The organism is Lachnoclostridium sp. Marseille-P6806 (assembly GCF_900625025.1).
In the GTDB taxonomy this organism is placed as follows: domain Bacteria; phylum Bacillota; class Clostridia; order Lachnospirales; family Lachnospiraceae; genus CAG-791.
The window spans coordinates 43,174-62,119 of the sequence record NZ_LR130575.1 but is presented as its reverse complement, the minus strand read 5'-3'; the positions used below and the strand labels follow the sequence as shown (position 1 = coordinate 62,119).

General features: G+C 60.7%; 11 protein-coding genes. All 11 read right to left on the bottom strand.

Features of this window, described 5'->3' with window-relative positions; translation table 11 throughout:
- Positions 1-110: 110 nt before the first annotated feature.
- Entirely contained in the window at positions 111-9,125 is a 9,015-nt protein-coding gene (locus E0E20_RS02670; RefSeq protein ID WP_130836550.1) for an InlB B-repeat-containing protein, read from the bottom strand.
- Between the two features lie 126 nt (positions 9,126-9,251).
- A complete protein-coding gene (locus E0E20_RS02665; RefSeq protein WP_130836549.1) occupies positions 9,252-9,710 on the bottom strand; it encodes a PulJ/GspJ family protein in 459 nt (152 codons plus the stop codon).
- Positions 9,697-10,098: a hypothetical protein gene (locus E0E20_RS02660; RefSeq protein WP_130836548.1), complete on the bottom strand. Its 402-nt coding sequence runs from the start codon at positions 10,096-10,098 to the stop codon at positions 9,697-9,699. Before E0E20_RS02660 ends, E0E20_RS02665 begins: the two co-directional genes overlap by 14 nt.
- On the bottom strand, positions 10,079-11,260 hold the full coding sequence (locus tag E0E20_RS02655; protein ID WP_130836547.1) for a hypothetical protein: 1,182 nt from the start codon (positions 11,258-11,260) through the stop codon (positions 10,079-10,081). The genes E0E20_RS02660 and E0E20_RS02655 overlap by 20 nt, the downstream gene beginning before the upstream one ends.
- Positions 11,261-11,402: 142 nt before the next feature.
- Entirely contained in the window at positions 11,403-11,840 is a 438-nt protein-coding gene (locus tag E0E20_RS02650) for a prepilin-type N-terminal cleavage/methylation domain-containing protein (protein ID WP_130836546.1), read from the bottom strand.
- Positions 11,841-12,151: 311 nt separating this feature from the next.
- Positions 12,152-13,363, bottom strand: a complete 1,212-nt coding sequence (locus E0E20_RS02645; protein WP_130836545.1) for a type II secretion system F family protein — start codon at positions 13,361-13,363, stop codon at positions 12,152-12,154.
- A gap of 30 nt (positions 13,364-13,393) precedes the next feature.
- Entirely contained in the window at positions 13,394-14,446 is a 1,053-nt protein-coding gene (locus tag E0E20_RS02640; protein WP_130836544.1) for a type IV pilus twitching motility protein PilT, read from the bottom strand.
- A 108-nt stretch (positions 14,447-14,554) separates the two neighbouring features.
- Positions 14,555-16,237 (bottom strand): GspE/PulE family protein, encoded by a 1,683-nt coding sequence (locus E0E20_RS02635; protein ID WP_130836543.1) that lies wholly within the window; start codon positions 16,235-16,237, stop codon positions 14,555-14,557.
- Positions 16,238-16,292: 55 nt separating this feature from the next.
- Positions 16,293-16,979, bottom strand: coding sequence for a hypothetical protein (locus E0E20_RS02630; protein WP_130836542.1), 687 nt, complete (start codon positions 16,977-16,979; stop codon positions 16,293-16,295).
- Between the two features lie 14 nt (positions 16,980-16,993).
- Entirely contained in the window at positions 16,994-17,623 is a 630-nt protein-coding gene (locus E0E20_RS02625) for a hypothetical protein (RefSeq protein ID WP_130836541.1), read from the bottom strand.
- 16 nt (positions 17,624-17,639) lie between these two features.
- Complete coding sequence (gene pilM / locus E0E20_RS02620; RefSeq protein WP_130836540.1) at positions 17,640-18,941, bottom strand: pilus assembly protein PilM; 1,302 nt, start codon at positions 18,939-18,941, stop codon at positions 17,640-17,642.
- Between the last annotated feature and the right edge of the window lie 5 nt (positions 18,942-18,946).

Here is an 18,946-nt window from a genome sequence, read left to right as displayed (position 1 = left end):
GCGTGATTTATAGTCACAACGCGAGTATTTTAGCATATAGACGGCGGGCCGTCAAAGAAAAACTGCAATCTTGCGGCGTCGCGAACGTCGTAGCGAACATCGTCGTGAACTTACGGCGCAGGCGTCGGATACAGCGTCCCGAATTTCACGCTGATGCTGTAATTCTCGGGACGCGCCCCGCCCGTCAGCTCATAGGCAAACGCGTTCGGCATCTCCTTGTCAACCTGATCCATGCTGTCGATGTAGAAAGTACAGCGGACATTCTCCGTTCCGGCAAAAATATCCGGCTCCGGACCGCCGTCCGCGGTTTTGCTCACAATGACCGTCTGAATCTGTTCCTTGGTATCTCCCTTATACCCGTCCGCCGAGCGGATATAGACCTCTCTCGGATAGATATTGATATAGGAGGGATATACGTTCTCCCAGATGACCGCGTTGCTGTCCGCCGCCATATCATAGAGCGAGGCGACGGCCTTGACGGTATAATTACCCGCGTTCACCGGAGGCGATGTCAGAACATTTCCCGCTCCGTCGATATAGGCAAGAGCCGTTCTGATCTCATACTGCCCCGCCGCATCGAAAGCTGTCCCGTTCAGGGCAAGGAAATCGTCCGCCTCGGCCGCAACCGGCTGCCCTGTGTAGACGGAGCCCTGTCCTCCGACCGAAAAGATCGAGAAGTCGGCCGCATAATAGATCCAGAGCACCGCCCCGTTGTCCGTCGCGCCCGTGAGCTCCGCGCTGACTCCGTCAACCTGCTCCGAGCTGCCGTCCGCCCTGACAAGGGCCATGTGATCGAGCTTCAGCCCCTCAAGGCTCTTCGGAATGACAATCGCCTGCTCCTCCGTGCCCATGATGAACTCCGTACCCATGTCCACATTCAGCCCGGCAGAAAGCATGACGTGCTTCACCGCATAGCTCCACGAGCTGGCCTTTGTATAGTAGAAAGCGACCGTCATGCCCGGCGTTCCCAGAACCTCCTTTTCAAGCACAGCCGGGTAATAGCCGACCAGCTTTTTGTATTCATCGTTCGCCGCGCTCCCAACCGGGGCCGTCACCGTTCCGACCTGCCCGTTTCCGATCGTCTGCCACGCGCCGTTCCAGTTGATCCGCGTGAAGACCGCGATCGGCGCGGCGGAGGGATCCTCGGCGTCCTCCACGTCATAACAGCAGATCGTGTATTCCACGTCCACCGTAGAACTCCATTTCGCGTACAGCGTGAGATCCTCCGAGACGACGCCTCCAGGATACGGATCGGCATAGCTTCCGGTCGCCGGATCGTAGTTCCGGTACCAGCCCTCAAAGCGGAAGCCGGCCGCCGCCGGCGGGTCCTCCGGCGCGTATTCCGTGTACTTCACGGTCACACTGCGATCCGTGTTCGCCGGCGTAACGGCCATGACGCTCCCCGTCGGATCCATGCCCCAGCGCACAATGGTACAGTCCGGAGGCGCCCAGTACGCAAAGAGCTGCTGATTGCTCGCCGGGATCTCATAATATCCCTCCGCCGTAATCACATGCCCGCTCTCATCCGTCACGCGATTCTTCTCCGAGGAGAAATCTCTCGAAGAATACCAGCCTCGGAAGACGTAGCCCGCCTCAATATTTCCCGGTCTGCCGATGGAGAGCTCGTCCGGCACGGGAAGCCTCGTGACGCGCTCGCCGTACAGATGAATGTCCTCGTAATAATCCGCGCCGCCATAGCTCACATTGTTCAGCCGGATGGCGTAGCTTCTGCGGATGTAATAGAGATGCGTATCCCAGATGGAAATATCCGACGGATAGAAGCTCTCCGTCCCCGATGCGCCGGTGCTGACCGTTACGTTCGGAGAAATCCCCGCGTTGCCCTGCGTATAGGCATAGAGCGTATACCCCGGATATTTATTGGACAGCGTGAACGTGCTGCCCGTTGTGTAGTACGAATACGCCGTCTGATACGAGGCCGGATCGTTCAGCCTCCGGTCTGCCGGAACGCCGGCCTCTATCCGCTCCGTATGGAACGACAGTCTTCTGCCGGATGTCAGGGCGCTGTTCTCCTCATAAATATTCAAACGGTTCGGCGCATTCCTGTCAAAATACTTCTGGTCGAACTCGAAATTCGTGAGGACGGAGAGTCCGGAACTGCCGGACGCGCCTTTCACGCCTCCCGGGTATACCGTCCAGCGGTAATTTCCCGGCCAGACGAAGTCCGCGGGGAACGGGGCCTGATACAGGCCCTTAATGGAATTGAGAGAATGACGACCCGCAAACACGTAGCCGGCGCCGGTCCAGTACCAGTCGTGCGTTCCATGCACCGGCTGCTCCGCATCCCCGGCAAAGAACTCCTCATATTCATAGCGCTCCTCTGTCACGACGCGCTTATAATACTGACGCCACGAGGAGCGGAACATCTCCGTCACTCCGCCGCCAAGATCATGGTAGATCACACCTCCCGAATACCGGTAGGAGGGATCGCCATTCTGCCATGCGGAATACGCCGCACGATATTCATTGTAGTAAATGATTCTCCATCCCGTATCGCTCCCCGCCTGCACCAGCGTTCCGGTTCCGAAAACCCAGCTTCCGTCCGGCTTCTGCCACCACGCATGCGTCCCGTATACCGGGTAGGAAACGCTCCCGTCCGCCGCCGTATGCGCGAGCGGAGTCGAGAGGGGCTGATGGCCGTTCTGGTAATTGAAGCGGAATTCCATGACATCCCGGTCGTAGTACACGACAATGACCGAGCCGTTCTGGAGCCTGTGCTGATTGCGCTTTTGGTAATTATCCGTATTGACCGCAAAATGGAGGTAGGACGGCAGCGTCACGGAGCCGATGCGGTAGACCGTTTTGCCCTCGCTGTTCACCCCGGCCGCCGTGAGCTCGGGCACCCTCCGGTTCTGGCTCTGGAGCGCGCTGATCTCCGCGCCGCTCAGGGTGATGGTCTGGGCGAGCGTAGTATCAAATTCATAGCTGCGGTTCTCGCTCGCCGTATCCCAGCGGTCGCTGACCCTCTGCTTCTGTATCTCAATGCGGACGGTAATGGCATTCATCGTCCAGCCATGAATCGCGCACAGGTCCTCCGCAGGCATGGTAAACACAGCGCCGGACTGCGCAAAGACGCGCTTGCCCGCCGTATAGTCGAGAATGTTGTAATCCCCGGCAAGATATTCGATGTCCGGATTATTTCTGGCCTCCGTCACCGCCGTCCGGTATGCGTCGCGGATCTCCTCGTAAACGGCGTCCTCATAGAAGCTCCAGCGCGGATCTCCCGCCGCATAGCCCGCTCTCTCGATCTCCTCTCCGGTGATATTCTGCCCGGCGCCCGCCGTGACGACAGGCTCTCCGTACGCAAAGCTCTGCGGCTCGACGTAGCTCTCCTTGGTGGTTTTCTTCGCTCCGCCCGCCAGATTGTAGCTCAGCCAGTAGCGGTTGCGGCTGTAATAGATCGTCATGATCTGATTTTCCGAGGAGAGCACGCGCTGCTGGTCCCCGCTCTCCGCCGTGAAGCCCGGAGTATCCGTCAGCGCCTTAATTTCCACCTGTCCGGCCGTTCCCTCATAGGGACCGCTCGTATAGACGGCAGTATCCGCCTCGCTGACAGAATACGGCAGAACCGCCGCGTCAGTGTCCACCCCCGCCGCGCCCGCAGGAAGAGGCGCTTCTATGGCGCCGTCGGTATTCCGGAACACATGCCGGATATAATAGTGATAATGCGCTTTCTTCTGCTCACGGTAGACGACATAGAATTCATAGTCCTGCCGGAGAGGCTCGATTTCGATTCTGAGCTTCCCCGGATCGGCCGCAGTCACGCCCTCCAGCACCGCCGTCCCCGTCACATCCGCGGCGTTCATCGCGGACATATCCTTTGTCAGCGTCCCGTCCGCTCTCACATAATAGAGCTCCGGCTTTATATAGCTCATCCCGGACGGAAGCGCCTGCTCCGCGCGGAACGGAATGGTATTGATCGCGTCGTAGGAATAATCCCGGTAGACGGCGCTCCCCAGATCCTCAGAAGTAAATTCTCCGTTGTAATAGCGGAAATGCACCGTCACGCGGCTCTTTGTGACTGCGGAATACCGGGCGTAGAGAACTGTGTCCTCTCCGTCCGCACCCTCTTTTCTGATGACGCCGGCGTCGCCGTAGCTCACGGGACCGCCCTCCGGAGGGATCAGTCCGTCCGCATAGGGCGTCACCGCATCCGCATGGAACCAGCCGAGGAACTTAAAGCCGCCGTAGCTCACCGTCTTCGGCGTCTCGACCGTGCCGCCGTCCGTGGCCCGCGCGCGGAGCAGAACCCTGTCCGGCTCGTCCGTTCCGTCCGCTTTCGTCCGGCGCAGCTTATATGTCACGTAATGATTGGGCTTTGCGGAATAAATCGTGTACACCGTAAGATCGCTGTATACCTGTTCGGGACTGCTGACCCAGTCGGGCACGGGATCGAGCTTTTTGTCCTCATCCTCCTGATCCCCCTTGTAGAAGCTGTACACGCCCTGATCGCTGGTATAATCTTTTCCCTCGTCCAGATAACGGAACACGCCGGTGTAGCGTTCGCCCTTATAGACAAAGCTCCATGTCCAGCCGAGAAGATCATAGACCGGATTCTCCTTGCAGCGGGGGATGGCGACAACGCTCCGGCCCTGCTGGACATACTGGATGCTCTGGTCTGAATTTCTGCCCTTGAAGAGCTTTTCCTCCGCTCCGGCTCTGCGGTCCCGAAACTCCACCTTATAGCTGTTGATCTCTTTGATCGCGCTCTGCGGCCAGTCTCCGTAAAACGCCACGCTTCCGCTATCCTGCGGAAGCGGCGAGACCGTGCCGATAGCAAAGGGATAATTCCCGTCCGGATGATCCGCGTCCCACTTATGCGTAAGGACTGCGGCGTTTCCGTAGGCAAAGCGCTCCGTCACCTGACGGTTCCCCGGATTGCTCCCGATCAGCGCCATGGTCCGGTCATTGATCAGGGGCATGACCGAGCAGTCCGAGAAGCTGACACTCCCGTTCAGCGTCCCGGCAAAGGAACCGATATCTCCCCCCGCCGCGCTCACGGTTCCCGTAGCGTAGCACCCCGTAAGCTCGGCGCTGCCGCCGGTCATTCCGCCGAGGAAGCCGCCCGCGCCCTGGTCTGCCGCCCGCACCGCCGCCGTGGAAAAGCTGCCGGAAATCGCCGCCGGGGAGGAAAGCAGGCCAATGAGGCCGCCGGTATAACCGCCGCCCGCCACCGAGGCGCTTCCTTTCGGATAATCGCCCTCCCTCGTGTATCCGGACGCATAGGAATCTGCAATCTCCGCCTTGCCCGAGGCGGCAAGACGTCCGATAAGACCACCCGCCGATCCCGCGGCCGCGACATGCACCGCACTCCCCGCCGAGACGGCGCGGAGCTCCGCCGCGCCCGTGACGGAGCCGATGAGACCGCCTGCGTCCGCCGAGCCGGAGGCGATCTGTCCGGACGCCGAGGCCGCAAGAGCCCTGTCCAGCACAAAGCGTCCGCCCGCGACGCTCCCCGCGATCCCGCCGGCGCTCTGTGCGCCCGTGACGGCAGGCACCGAGTCCGTCTGAACGGAACTGTCCGCCGAACGGTCAAAAAACGCCGTTCCTGTGAGAGCGCTGTCCCCAAGGGAAACGCCGATGAGGCCGCCCGCATTCCCGGAGCCGGTAATCCGGCTCCCCGTGACCATGACATTCTCCGCCGTCAGACAGCCTCCGACCTCCACCGCGCCCGCCAGCGCGCCGGCATCCGCGCCATCCACATCGGCATTCTCGATCACAAGACGGCGGACGGAGAGCGAGGGCCCCGACGCCCGGCGGAACATGCCGGAGGCCGTCTCCCCGCTCTTTCCCTGCCGAATCACGGCATTGACAAAGCGGTGCTTCTGCCCGTCGTACTCCGAAAGTCCGGTGTTTTCAATTCCGTAAAACGCGCCCTCCTCCGTGAGCTCACCGCTCCCTGCGCTCACAGCCCGGAGCATCACGGCCCCCGCGGAAATCGCGGGATCGGCCGCCGCAAACGGCGCAAATTCGAGCGCATTGACCGCAGCGAGCCTCGCGGTAAAATCCGCCCAGTCGATATCCTGCCTCTGCTGCGCCTTTTCCACGCGCAGCGCACCGCTGCTCTCCGAGGCGAATACCGCGATGCCCGACACCGCCGGGTCAAGATTCTGGAGGTGCCTTGCATTGTCCATATATGCCGTTCCGAGCCCATCCGGCGCGTGATTGCTCCCGTCCCCGAAGAGGCTGCTCACCGTAAAGACCGTTTTCCCCTCCTCGTTCTGCCGGAGCATCGCCGGAAGCGTCTTTTCTCCCCGGGCGGCACGAACCTCGATCTCCTCCCCGGCAAGCAGGCCCGCCGGTCCGAAAAGCTGCGCAAAGTGACCGCCCGCATAGCGCCCCGAGGGATCCGCCGGTGCGGTGACGTCGTCGAGATACAGAGAGAACGCGGTTCCCGCCTCTCCTGCCGCCGCACCACCCGCCGTCTGATACGGTCTGATCGCCGCATACGGGAACGCATACTGCTCCGCCTCGGCATAGGACAAATTGTGTTCCTCATCAGCCGCCGTGTTCTCCGCCGTGACAAACAGGCGCTCCAGACCGTTCACATCCGTCTTTTTCCGAATGACGAAAAGCCTGGACTTTCCTGACGTTCTGCCCGTGACCGACAGCGTATAGCTGTCGTCCGCCGCGCTGTCCCCCGCGGGGAACACGATCTCTGCCGAGAGCTTCTCTTCATTCCGCACCGAGAACGCGATCTCCGTCAGGGCCGGGAACTGCCAGTCGCCGCAGTGCCGGTCAAGCTCCTCGGACAGCTCTGTTCCGCCCACACCGGCATCCTTTAAGAGCTGCGCCACTGTCCGCAGCGGATATGCCGCGTTTCCGCGCGCCGGATCATAGGGATGCGCCGCATTCTGCTGCGGGGAAATCACTGCCGTTTCCTCCGGGCCGGCCTCCTTGACGCCCGGAATATCCGTCCCGCCGGACAGCTCCTGCGTCATATCGCTGATCCCCGAGAGGCAATAGGAATCCGACACCGACGCGGAGCCCAGCGTTCCCGCAAACAGGCCGGCCCGCGTCCCCGCCCTTGTCTCGTCGATCAGACCTCCGGCGTAGCAGTAACGGTAGGAGGCGCCGCCTCCCGCTCCCGCAAAGCCGCCCGCCGTGCCGCCGCTGACCGAGCACGTCGAATAGGAAGCCGTAAAGGACGCCGCGCCCTCCACGCTCCCTGCAAAGCCGCCCGCCGTACCGGAGGAGCTGACATTCCACCGGCCCGCATCCGACGCGTCTGCGGTCGCCTGATACTTTTTATCTCTGGTATGTCCTCCTGCATAGCATCCGACAAGCTCGGCACTGCCGCCGATTCTTCCGACAAAGCCGCCCGCTTCGCCATTTCCTCCGTCGACATAGACCGCAGCCCCCGCGCCTGCCGCGCGGAGCGAACCGGATATTTCTCCGACCAGTCCGCCGGCGCAGGCGGAGCCGTTCACTTTTGCAGAGAACAGCGCCTTTTTGCCGCTCTCCGTCTCCTCGCGCACCAGCACATTGGAAAACCGGACCCCGGAGCCGGACACCGTCCCGACAAGACCTCCGGCTGTGCTCCCGCTCACCGCCGCATCGTACACATACACCCCCGCCGCCGAGGCTGCCCCGGAGGCCGACGCCGCCAGTGCGCCCGCGCTGCCGTCCGACGTGACGATAAGGCCCCGGAGCGACAGCTCCGACACCGTCATGTCATGAAGATCACGGAACAGACCGCCCCCGTCCGGCGTAATGCCCCGGATCGTGTGACCGTCCCCGTCAAACACCGCAAGCGAGGCATTGTCGATGCTGCGGAAGCGGTTCGCCGCATAGCGGGTCCCGCCGCAGCCATAGAGATACGTTCCCTCCGCGGTCCGTCTGAACAGCGTCTCTGCGCTCTCCGTTCCGGCAAAAATCGTGTCGTCTCCCCATGTGAGGTCGCGGGTCAGCACGGCCTCGATCTGCCGGTCGTCCATCCCCGAGATCTCCCGGTCGAGATTTTCCAGATGCCGGAAGTTCGAGATCGCCGCGCTCCCTCCGGCAAGGCTTCCGAACAGACTGTTCGTCGTGACCGCCGCCGATTCCGGCAGATCGGAAAGAACCGTATTGCTGTAACTCTGCGCCCGGATGACAAGATCCTCTCCCGGCGCGATGCGGCCGGCGAACAGCGCTGCAAAATTTGTCCCGCAGCGATGCGTAATATCATCCAGATAGATACGATATGCCTGCTCTTTGCCGGCGATCCCATGGACAAAGGGCTGCCCCGCCTCCGTGACCTCCAGAGCGACATCGTTCACAAACAGCCGGAGCTTCGCCCCCGCGGCCGCAATCATCGCCGCGTCGTTGTTGTCGTACACCTCGACATACAGCGTCTCGTCATTGACCACGCGGATGGTCGGCGCTTTCAGGCGGGTGACCTCCGTCGGAACCGTGATATCGCGGTTGTCCGAGCTGTCAATCGACGCGTTCCCGTTGTAGTAGCCGATGATGTACTTCCCGCTCCCGGCCTCTCCGGTGGCGTAATGCTTTTTATAGCGGTCGTCCCTGCGGGCATTCGCAAGATCGTCTGCCGCATAGCCGGTAAAGCGGAAACGAAAGCCTGCCTCCTCACTGGGGCCCGAATAGAAGACGCCCACAACCGTCCCCGTGGTGCGCTCGTACTCGATGATATAGCTCCCGTCCTCCCGCACCGTGGGATCCACCGCGCCGTAGGGCAGCATATAGGAAAGAATTGCCGGGGCCTCCTCCCCGGGGCAGTACACCGCCGCGTAGAACGTCCCGTCCGCAACCTCGTTTCCCTCGCCGTCGATGATGCGGACCCCCGGGTTGCCGATCGGCGTTCCCAGATCCTCGAGATGCCGGTCCGCATCGGTCGATTCATAGAACTTGTCCAGCATTCCCTGCGAATCTGCGGCGAGGAGATGGTTCTGCGCCGCCATGAAGATCTCTTTCGCGATGCTGTTCATCTCCATCATGCGCAGAGAACGGCGATAGCGCGCGACAGCCACAAAGCCGATCGCCGCCAGAATCACGATGATCAGAGCGGTCACGATAAGCTCCGTCAGCGTAAATCCGGCTGTTTTTCTGCTGTTCCTCCTGCTCCGGAGAGTCCTCTCTCCCGGCTCCTCGACTGCGATACGCCGCATCTTTTCGTTCCTCAGCTCCTGTTTCCGTTTTCTCTGTTCCCGGTGTCTTCCCTGTGTCTGATATGCTTCTGTTCCCGATGTTTTTTCTATTCCCGGTGTTTTTTCTGCGCCCGGGCCGCGCAGGTCTCAGCGAACCGGCTGCAGCGAACGGATCGTCAGCTGCACCGGGCCGGCGGCAGACTCGCCGCTTTCTTTCTCGCTCACCCGGATCTCCACGGTCAGCGTGCCGGCAGCCTCGTCGGTCTGCGGCTCGCCCGTATAGGCGGTCACAAATTCCTTTCCGCTGGTCGCCTCGGTGACAACCGGGATCCCGTCAATGCAGATTCCTTTCTCCGGATCGTTCGAGAGACTGTCCCTGCCCGCTTTCACATCCGCATAGCGGAGCTTCTCCTGCATGGCGGTGATAGTCGAGGAGAGCAGCGTCTGCGCATTCGCCCGCAGCGTCACCGCACGGTAGGCCCTCTGCACCACCGTCACGCCGCCTCCGACCGTCAGGGCAAGGAGCGATACGAGAAGCACGGTCACCATGAGCTCCATCAGGGAAAAGCCGGCGTCGCGCCGCTCCGTCTTTTTATCTGCCCGCATAGGAAAACACCTCCGGCACCGAAATATCCGGTTCCCCGCCCGCCGGCCTGTCCGTAAAGGAATCCACCTCGATGCGCCCGCTCAGCGCGACGCCGCGGCGGAACATGACCTGCTGCGCCGGATTGTTCTTCTTCGTCACCATGACCGCCGTGACCGTGTCGTCCGCCGACGCAGCCGCCCGGCTCTCCATTCCGCTCAGCCCCTCGTAGTACCCGGCAAGCTGCTTCTCGCTCCGGAGTATCATGCGCTGCGAGGCCTGAAGCAGCGAGACAAAGGCCATCAGAGAGAGCGCGATCACAAGAATGGCAAGCAGCACCTCGGCAATCGACTCGCCGCTCTCCTGTCGGAGCTTCTTTATGATTTTGTTTTCAGTAAGTGATTTCCGCACGTCCCTCATTTTCCTTTTTCAGCTCCGCACGGAGCTCCCTCGTCGCCCCCGCGTATTTCCATGACGCCGTCGTCTTCTTGTCATAGCGGGAAATGTGTATCTGCCGTCCCACAATGATGATGTCGTCCGTGTCCGAAAATTCATCGTCCTCGAGCGCCGCTTCATTCTGACTGTTCCATGTCCGGTCATAGACGCGCAGCGTCTCCGTCCTCTCGCTGTCCTTTTCAAACAGGAGCTGCATATAGACGGAGCCGGCGCTCCGGCTCATCGCATCACCCCCGGACTCCGTGTAGACATCCATGCGGATCTCCCCGGCGTGATCCATCACCGCGTAGACGCTGACGGGCGTAAGCTGCGCCTCCCCCGTCTCGGGTGTGACGATCAGCTCCTCGATCACCCTTGCCTCTGCAGATGCGGGGAGAAGCGTCCCGAACGCGCTCTCCGCCTCCGAAGAGAGAACCGAATCCAGCGCACCGTCCTCACGCATCCGTGCGGAAAGGCCCGCAAGCATATCCGCCTCCGAGGAGGAAAGAAGCGCGCCCCGGACCGAGGCGTCAAGCGGAAGCGAAGCATAGATATCCGCCTTTGACGCGCCGCTCCCGCCGGCATAAATCCTCGGATCCGCGTTGTACAGCATATAATAGCCACGCTCCAGATACGAGAGCATCACCGGCGTCCGCGCATCAATGATCTGCGAATCCCAGCTCCCGTCGTCCCAGCCCTCGTCCTTCATGAGCTCCGGGCCGAGAAACAGCTCGTACTCGCAGCCATAGGAGTTGCTGGTCGTCACGGGCTCCCCGTTCTCATCCTCCCGGAGATCACCGTTCTCATCCCTCTCCCTGCGGATCACCGACCACGAGAGCTCCGCGCGGATCCGGCGCTCGCCGACCGAGACGCTCTGCCCGCTGATCTGCGTGGCCAGAACATCGGCGGCGGACGCCGTATTGTAGTATCTCTGATCGCTCTGCGCGAGGGCGCTGATCCTGCCCGAGGCGATCGTCGCCGCGGTGAGTATCACCGAGCCGACCGCCGCGCAGAGCACAAAAAAGAGGAGCGCCATCAGCAGCGTCGCCCCGCTCTCGGATTCCAGCTTCCGCGCCGTCCTCGCGCGCGCGCGCAGTGTGTCGTCTTTCCTCCTCATAATATAAATATTATCTCTCATGCCACTGTTCTCCGCAAATCTCCGACAGGGAGCGATACGAACGCCCCACAGAGAAAACCGGAGCGGAATACAGCAAACCCCTCCCGGAAAGCACGCTTTCCGGGAGGGGCCTCCGCAAAAGGAACCGGAACCAGCCGCTGGCTTACTGCCATGCCTCGGTAATGGAACCATCCTGTGCTACCGTCACCTTGAGAATCTTATCCTTTGCGTCGGTATTTCCCTGATAGCCCATGTAGCCGTCCGCAGGGGCCTGACCGCCGTCTGCCGTCGTTCCCTTGCCGTACTTGGCAATGCCCGCCGCCGCGGTCTTCAGCACGCCGTTGTTCGCATCATAATAAAGATCTACTGCACCTGCCTGCGCCGAACCGACCGCCAGCGCCGTATCCTCGGTGAGATACGCCGTGACCGCAGCCGCCTTGGCCGCTCGCATGTTCGCCATATCCGTCGCCTCTCTCGCTTTCTCGAGCTGCGCCGTAAAGATCGGGATCGACACTGCGACCAGCACGCCGATGATGGCGACGACGATAAGAAGCTCAGCCAGTGTGAAGCCCTCTCTGTTTTCCCTGATTTTCCTGAACATGACCTGATTCCCTTTCTCCTGCAACTATTTGATATTTGTTTTTTAAGGTTGCTGTACCGTCTCTAATATAGCATTGTCCGGGGAAAATACCAATACCCTTTCCATTGACATTTGATATATTATCTCAGCACCCCGGGGGAAATTCCAAAATCGAGGATGAAATGCCTGCATTTCAGACCGATTGCGCGATTTTCTCCGGGGTGGACAAGCGGCGCAGCCGCTCTGGCCGCCGCATGAGCAGGCCGCGAAGCGGCTGCGAATGAGGGGTGCTGAGCAAAACGCATGAGCAGGCCGCGAAGCGGCCGCAGCGCCTACATCAGGTTGTACATTGTGAACATCGGCAGATAGACCGCCAGAACGATGAAGCCGGCGAAAAGGGCCAGCAGAATGAGGAGCGCCGGCTCCAGTCTGTCGATGGCTTTTTTGGTCTCCATATCCGCTTCATTGGTATAAAAATCGCCGATCACGTCGAGCGTCTCGTCCAGCTCTCCGGTCTCCTCTCCGATGGCGCACATTTCCTGCAGTACCTTCGGGAAATATACGCAGTCCCGGATGCACTCTCCCAGCGGACGTCCGCTCTCGATCCGCTCCTGTATGCCGGCCACATCCCGGCCCAGCACATAATTGCTCATCGTCCTTGCCGTCGTCGGGATCGCCGTGTTCAACGTGAGCCCCGATTTAAGGAGCATTCCAAGCGTCGCAGCAAACTGCGCAGAACCGCTCATAACGTTGATCTTTCCCAGCACCGGGAGACGCAGGAGGAGCTTTCCCTGCACACCTCTTCCTCTCTCCGTCCGGAAAAACGCCGTGACTCCCAGATACAGCAACAGCGCCGTAATCGCCATGAGCGCCCACCATTTCCGGAAGAAGCGCGAAACGGCAATGAGAAGCCTTGTGATAAACGGCAGCTCGCCGCCCAGATCCTCAAAGGTCTGGGTCAGCGCGGGCACCACCATTACCATCACAATGATCAGCACGACCACGGCGACGGCGACGACGAAAATCGGATAGGCCATGGCCTGCCGGAGCCGGTCCGCATTCCGGTAGGACTTCTCATAATAGCCCGCCATCTCCGCAAAGGAACGCTCTATGTTTCCCGAGTCCTCCCCGGCGCGTATCGTCTCGATAAAGGTCGGGGGAAGCGCCGGGCAGTTCCGCGCCATGCAGTCGGCGACGCTGTTTCCCGCCGCCACATCCTCCGCCGTCTCCGTCAGCATTCGCCGGAGCATTTTGTCCGGCGTCTGCTCTCCGATCATGGCGAGACAGCGCGCCAGCGGAATCCCCGCGCGGAGCGCGATGGCGATCTGGCGGCATACGATCGAAAGATTCTTCTGGCTGACCCGGTTCCCGCCGATCTCCATGGAAAGAATGCTGCCGCCCTTTTCTTTTACCGGCTGCAGGTCAATGATAATCGGCGCGTCGCTCCGGATCCTGCGGACCGCGTCATATTCGTCCACCGCCTGCACGATGCCCCGCAGCTCTTTCCCCTCCGTTGTCTGCGCTCTGTATTTATATGTCAGCAATCCTGTGACCTCCTGCAAACACCGGCCGGGCTACATCAGCAGCTTCCTGCGCACGTATTCCGCATCATTCGCCGCCTCCGCCGCCGTCTCCCTCTCGATGCTTCCGTCGGACGCGAGCTGAATCAGACAATTATCCATGGTAAGACTTCCCGCTCCCGTTCCGGCGAGCATGCTGGTGTACATCTGCGGCGTCTTTCCCTCCCGGATCAGATTGGCAATCGCCGGCGTATTGATCATACATTCGCAGGCGGCGCAGCGTCCTCTCCCTCCCCGCCGCATCACGAGCTGCTGCGACAGGATGCCGCGGAGCGTCGTCGAGAGCTTCATCCGGATCTGCGGCTGCTGATCTGCCGGAAACGCGCTGACAATGCGGTCGACAGAATCCGGCGCCGAGTTGGTATGAAGCGTCGCGAACACAAGGTGGCCGGTTTCCGCCGCGGTGAGCGCGATTCCGATGGTCTCGGCGTCGCGCATCTCGCCGATCAGAATGATGTCGGGATCCTCGCGGAGCACCGCCCGCAGTCCGTCCGCATAGCTGCGGGTGTCCGTGCCGATCTCCCGCTGATTGACGACGGCGCGCCGGGGCTGATAAATATACTCGATGGGATCCTCAAGCGTAATGATATGCACCGGCCGCGTCTCATTGATGCGCTGGAGGATCGCGGCGAGCGTCGTGGATTTTCCCGAACCGGTTTCCCCCGTGACAAGGATGATGCCCTTTTTACAGGCGGGAAAACGCTCCACCGCAGCGGGAAGCCCCAGCGAGGACAGCTCCGGAATGCGGCTGCTGAGAATGCGGAGCGCCGCGGAAACCCTGCCCTGCTGGCGGAACAGATTGACGCGGACGCGCTCGCCCGCGATGGTATCGGCAAAATCCAGCTCCCCAATGTTCCCCATCCGCTCAAAGGCGCGCTCGCCCGCAAGCGTCCCTGCCAGCTCCTCGCAGTCCGCCGCGGAGAGGCTCTCCTCCGCAAGCTCTGTCAGCGCGCCGTCCACCCTCATCTTGGGCGGGAGCCCCGCGACCAGATGAATGTCGGACGCTCCCCGCGCCGCGGCCCGCGCCACCAGCTCTTTGATATCCATGTTCATTTATCTGTTACCCATTGCCGCGTTCTCCGCGGCATCCGCACGGAGGATTCGCCTGCGCGGGATCCCCTCTCTGTGCTCGACGTTTTTTCTTCTGCCGCGGCCTCAGTCTGTCGCCGCGATCGTGCGGCAGACCTCCTCGACGGTCGTGATTCCCTGCTCCACGAGGCGGTCCGCGTTCTCGAGCATGGTGATATACCCTCCCGACTCCTTGGCCAGCTCGCGGAACGTCTGCTTGTCCCCGCCCGAGGTGATGCAGCGCCGCAGCCGGTCGTTCATGACAAGAATTTCAAACGCGCCAATCCGCCCGCGGTACCCGGTGCTGAAGCAGTTGTCGCAGCCCTCTCCCCGGTAAAAAATGCGCCCCGGCCGGCGGGAAAGCCCGGACAGCTCCAGTGTCTTTTCGTCCGGCACGGCGGTCTTTCTGCATTTCTCGCAGACGCGGCGGAGCAGGCGCTGGGAAATGATACCCCGCAGCCCCGCAGCGATGAGATAGGGCTCAACCTTCATATCCTTCAGACGGTCGATCGCCGTGACCGCGTCCTCCGTGTGTACGGTCGTGATCACGAGATGCCCCGTGATGGCGGCACGCATGGCGATCTCCGCCGTTTCTCCGTCGCGGATCTCCCCGACGCAGATAATATCCGGATCCTGACGCAGGATCGCGCGGAGCCCGGAGGCAAAGGTAAGCCCCACCTTTTCATTGATCTGAACCTGCGTAGCGCCGGGAATGTTGTACTCCACCGGATCCTCAAGCGTCACCAGATTGGTACTCTCGCTCAAAAGCTCCTTGATCAGCGTGAACATGGTAGAGGTCTTTCCCGAGCCTGTGGGACCGACAATCATAATCACGCCGCTGGTATTGGAAAGCAGACGGTCCACTTTCGCATTGTCCTCCGGGAAGATCATGCCGATGCCGGAGCGGCTCAGCAGGCGGTCATCCCTGCCGAGAAGACGGATGCAGAGCTTCTCGCCGTAAATGGTCGGAATCGTGTTGACACGCATGTCCGTGTCATGGTCCTTCAGCTTCATCCGGATACGACCATCCTGCGGAATTCGGCGCTCGACGATATCAAGCCGCGCCATGACCTTGAGGCGGGAAATCACAGAATCTTTCAGATCCGGAGGAATCGTCAGCACCTTGTGGAGCCGGCCGTCGATGCGCATGCGGATCACCATGTCCCCCTCGGTCGGCTCGATATGGATGTCAGAGCAGTTTTCCACATAGGCGCGCTCAAGGATAGAATTCACAAGGCGAATGGTCGGGCCCTCTTCCTCTGGGCTTTCGGCCGCCGCATCCACGGTTCCTTCGCGGAAGCCCGCCTCCTCACGCATCTGCGCCATGGCCTCGGCCGCGCCGACATTCTCGTAGAGAATGCTGATGGCATGATTTACCGCACGCCGCGAAGCGATCATCGGGACGACACGCCGGTGCGAGGTATCACCCGCCTGTTCGATCGCCATGAAGTTCATCGGATCCGCCATGGCGAGGAACAGAGAGTCCTTCACCGCCTTGACAGGAACGATCTCCGCCGATTTCGCGAGCGCCCTGGGAATGAAGCGCGCCATCTCCGGATCGATGTTGTAGCTGTTCAGATCAATATAGTCGATGCCGAGCTGATCCTTCAGCGCCTCCATAAGCTGCGTCTCGGTAATGAAGCCCTCCGCGATGAGAACCGCACCGAGTCTCTCCCTGCTCTTTTTCTGTTTGGCCAGAGCCTCCGTAAGCTGCTCCTCGGTGATAAGATTCTGGGCGATCAGCATATCGCCAAGTCGTTTCTGCTTCATTGCCGTCCTCCAAAGTGATATCCCTGCCGCGGGCAGAGGACTCCTTTTCCTATGCCTATTGCAGGCCGATACTCTCTGTGGCCTCCCGTGAGGCCGCAAGCTGATCGGTGAGACTCTCCTGCGGCGCCGCGCCCTTCTTTTTCTCGAACAGCAGTCCGTCTGTGGTCGAGGCTCCGTACAGCGTCTCGAAGAATGTCACCTTGAGATCGACGGCAACCGGTCCCTCGTCAAGGTCCAGCACACCCCTCGCCCCGTCCTTATAGACCAGATCATTGCGCGATGTGATGGTCAGCTCACGGATGAGGCAGCGGTATTTGCTGTCATGGAGCGCCTCGATCATCTTTTTCGCCGACGTATAGTCCCGCGCCGTAAAGCTGCAGCGTATTCCCCGGCGCACCGCGTCTCCGTCTGCAACCGCCTGGTCAAAAGCAAGCTGAAACGTCTCGGCCTCCGAAAAGATATCGTTCAGCATGGCGATCTCGCGCTTGAGATTGTTGTAAGTTTCCACAACGCCCGTAGCCTGTCCGCCCTGATTTGTGAGAATCTCCGCCTGCATCGCCTCGATCCGCGCCGCCTTTGCCTCCTCCAGCATGATCTCATCCTCCAGAGAGGCGGTATCAAGAGACAGCTCCCGGGTCCGGATGTCCGTATAGACGAACTGGTAATACAGAAGCCCCATCAGAAGCGCGACAAGAAACAGCAGCAGCGCGATCTCTTTCTTTGTAAATTCCCGGCTCAGCATGATGTCCCGCCTCCTTAGTTCAGCTCCGGAACCGCGTCCCGGAACGTAATCGTCATGGTGGAAATCACGTTTTTCTCCGCCGCCGGCTTTTCCTCCTCCGCACCGGGTCTCCGATAGGGATCCTCCTCCGTCGAAGAATTCATGACCGTCGCGTACTCCACCGCCTCGTTCTCCTCCAGCGCCGAGACGATCTCCGCTACGTTTCCGAGCCGGCTGTTGTTGATCGTGAGCGCCACCGTATTGCCGCTGACAGAAATGGTCTGCAGCGCGCCAGCCGTGAGGAGCTGCTCCTCCACGATCCCGAGTATCACCATCCGGTCCTGCTCCGCGCTCTCTTCCTCATTCAGATAGCCGTTTCCGTAGCGGCTGTACTGCGCGCGAACCTCTTCATAATTTTCGTTCTGCTCCCGGATCCCGCTGAGTATGGCCTGTGTGTCCCGGTAATGCCGCTCTCTGCGGCTCAGCTCGGCATACGGCGCCGTCACAAAGAAACGGACAAACAGGGCGAGAACGCCCACAAAGACCGCAAACAGCGCCAGTGCAAGCATATTCTCTTTCAGATGGCTTTCCACAATATAAAGATTGACCGACGTTTTCCTCGGGAGTTTTCCTCCCGCGCCGATTTCCCGCTGTAAAACTGACAAAACACCCTCCTTTGCCCTACCCCAGAACCGCGCCGTAGGCCTGCGGCCCGAACAGCAGCTCCCCGCCGTCTCCGTCCGTTCCCGGAATCCTCTCTGTAAGCGGAACGAGCGGGAGTTCACAGGCCTGACTCACCGCCGAAAGAATCGGGGTCAGCCTCGCACCGCTGCCGAAGTAATAGATCCGGTCGATGCTGTTGCGGGGATTGTTGTAGCTGTAAAAGTTCATGACGCGCATGATCGCCGTGGCAAATGCGTCGATGCGGTCCGCGATTTCCTGCCGGGCGAGAACGTCGTCCTGATTGCTCTCGATCTTGAGCAGCGCGATATGAATATCCATCCCCTCGTCCGCGGCGAGAAGCTCCGCAAAATACCGCTCGCCCTCGTCCATGGTGCGGGTGATCTCATAGGTTCCGTCGCTGAAAAAGTGAAGCTGTGTGTTCCGGTAGCCGATGTCGAGCACCGCGTAATCCTGACCGGAGCGTTCCGGCGCAGGCTGAGGATTCCGATCTGCTCCCGCGGCTCCGGCTCCCTGCGTGGTCTCTTTTTCCGCTGGCGCCACGCCGAATGAGGCCGAAAGCGCTCCCGTGACGGGTATGGCGTCGGTCTCTCTGGAATCCTCTTCCGTGACGGTGAAGCCGCTCCGCGCGAGCTTTCTCGCCTCCCGCTCAGCGGCTTTCCGCTTTCTCTTCTCCTCTTCTTTCTGTTCTCTCTTGATCCGGCTCTGCTCCGACTGTGCAAGCTTCTCCTCTTTCCTGCGGGCTTTGCGCTCCGCCCGGAGCTCCGCCTTTGTCTTTGCGGGATCCGTCATGCGCTCCGGATGGTACAGTATCGTGCCGATCGCCAGAACATCAGGAACCAGCTTCACCAGCCGGATCCCCGCGCGGCGCAGCATCACGCGGTAATTGTTCACAAGATCTTTCGGCGCGGCGCAGGCGATCAGATCCATATTGCCCTCGTCCATGGAAAGAACGGCGTAATCATAAACATAGCGGCCCGGATCACCGCTGATGTAGTCGTGAAATTCATACGGAAGATTAACCTCAAGCTGCCGAACCGTCATCCGCGGCAGCCTCACCCGCCGGATATAGTACGTCTCCGGGGGAAGCGCCACCGCCGCGCGCCGGAAGCGAAGCCGCTTTTCACGCAGCGTCTCTTTCAGAAAATCCGTCATGGCCGAATATGCCACGATGCGCCCGTCTCTTACCATGCCATCGGGAAGCTCCACGCAGACTGCCTGCCGGAGCGCACCCCGCTCGACAGACACGAGCTTCATCCGATAGTTACCGATATCGATCCCAATCATCCCTGTATTTGTCATGAATG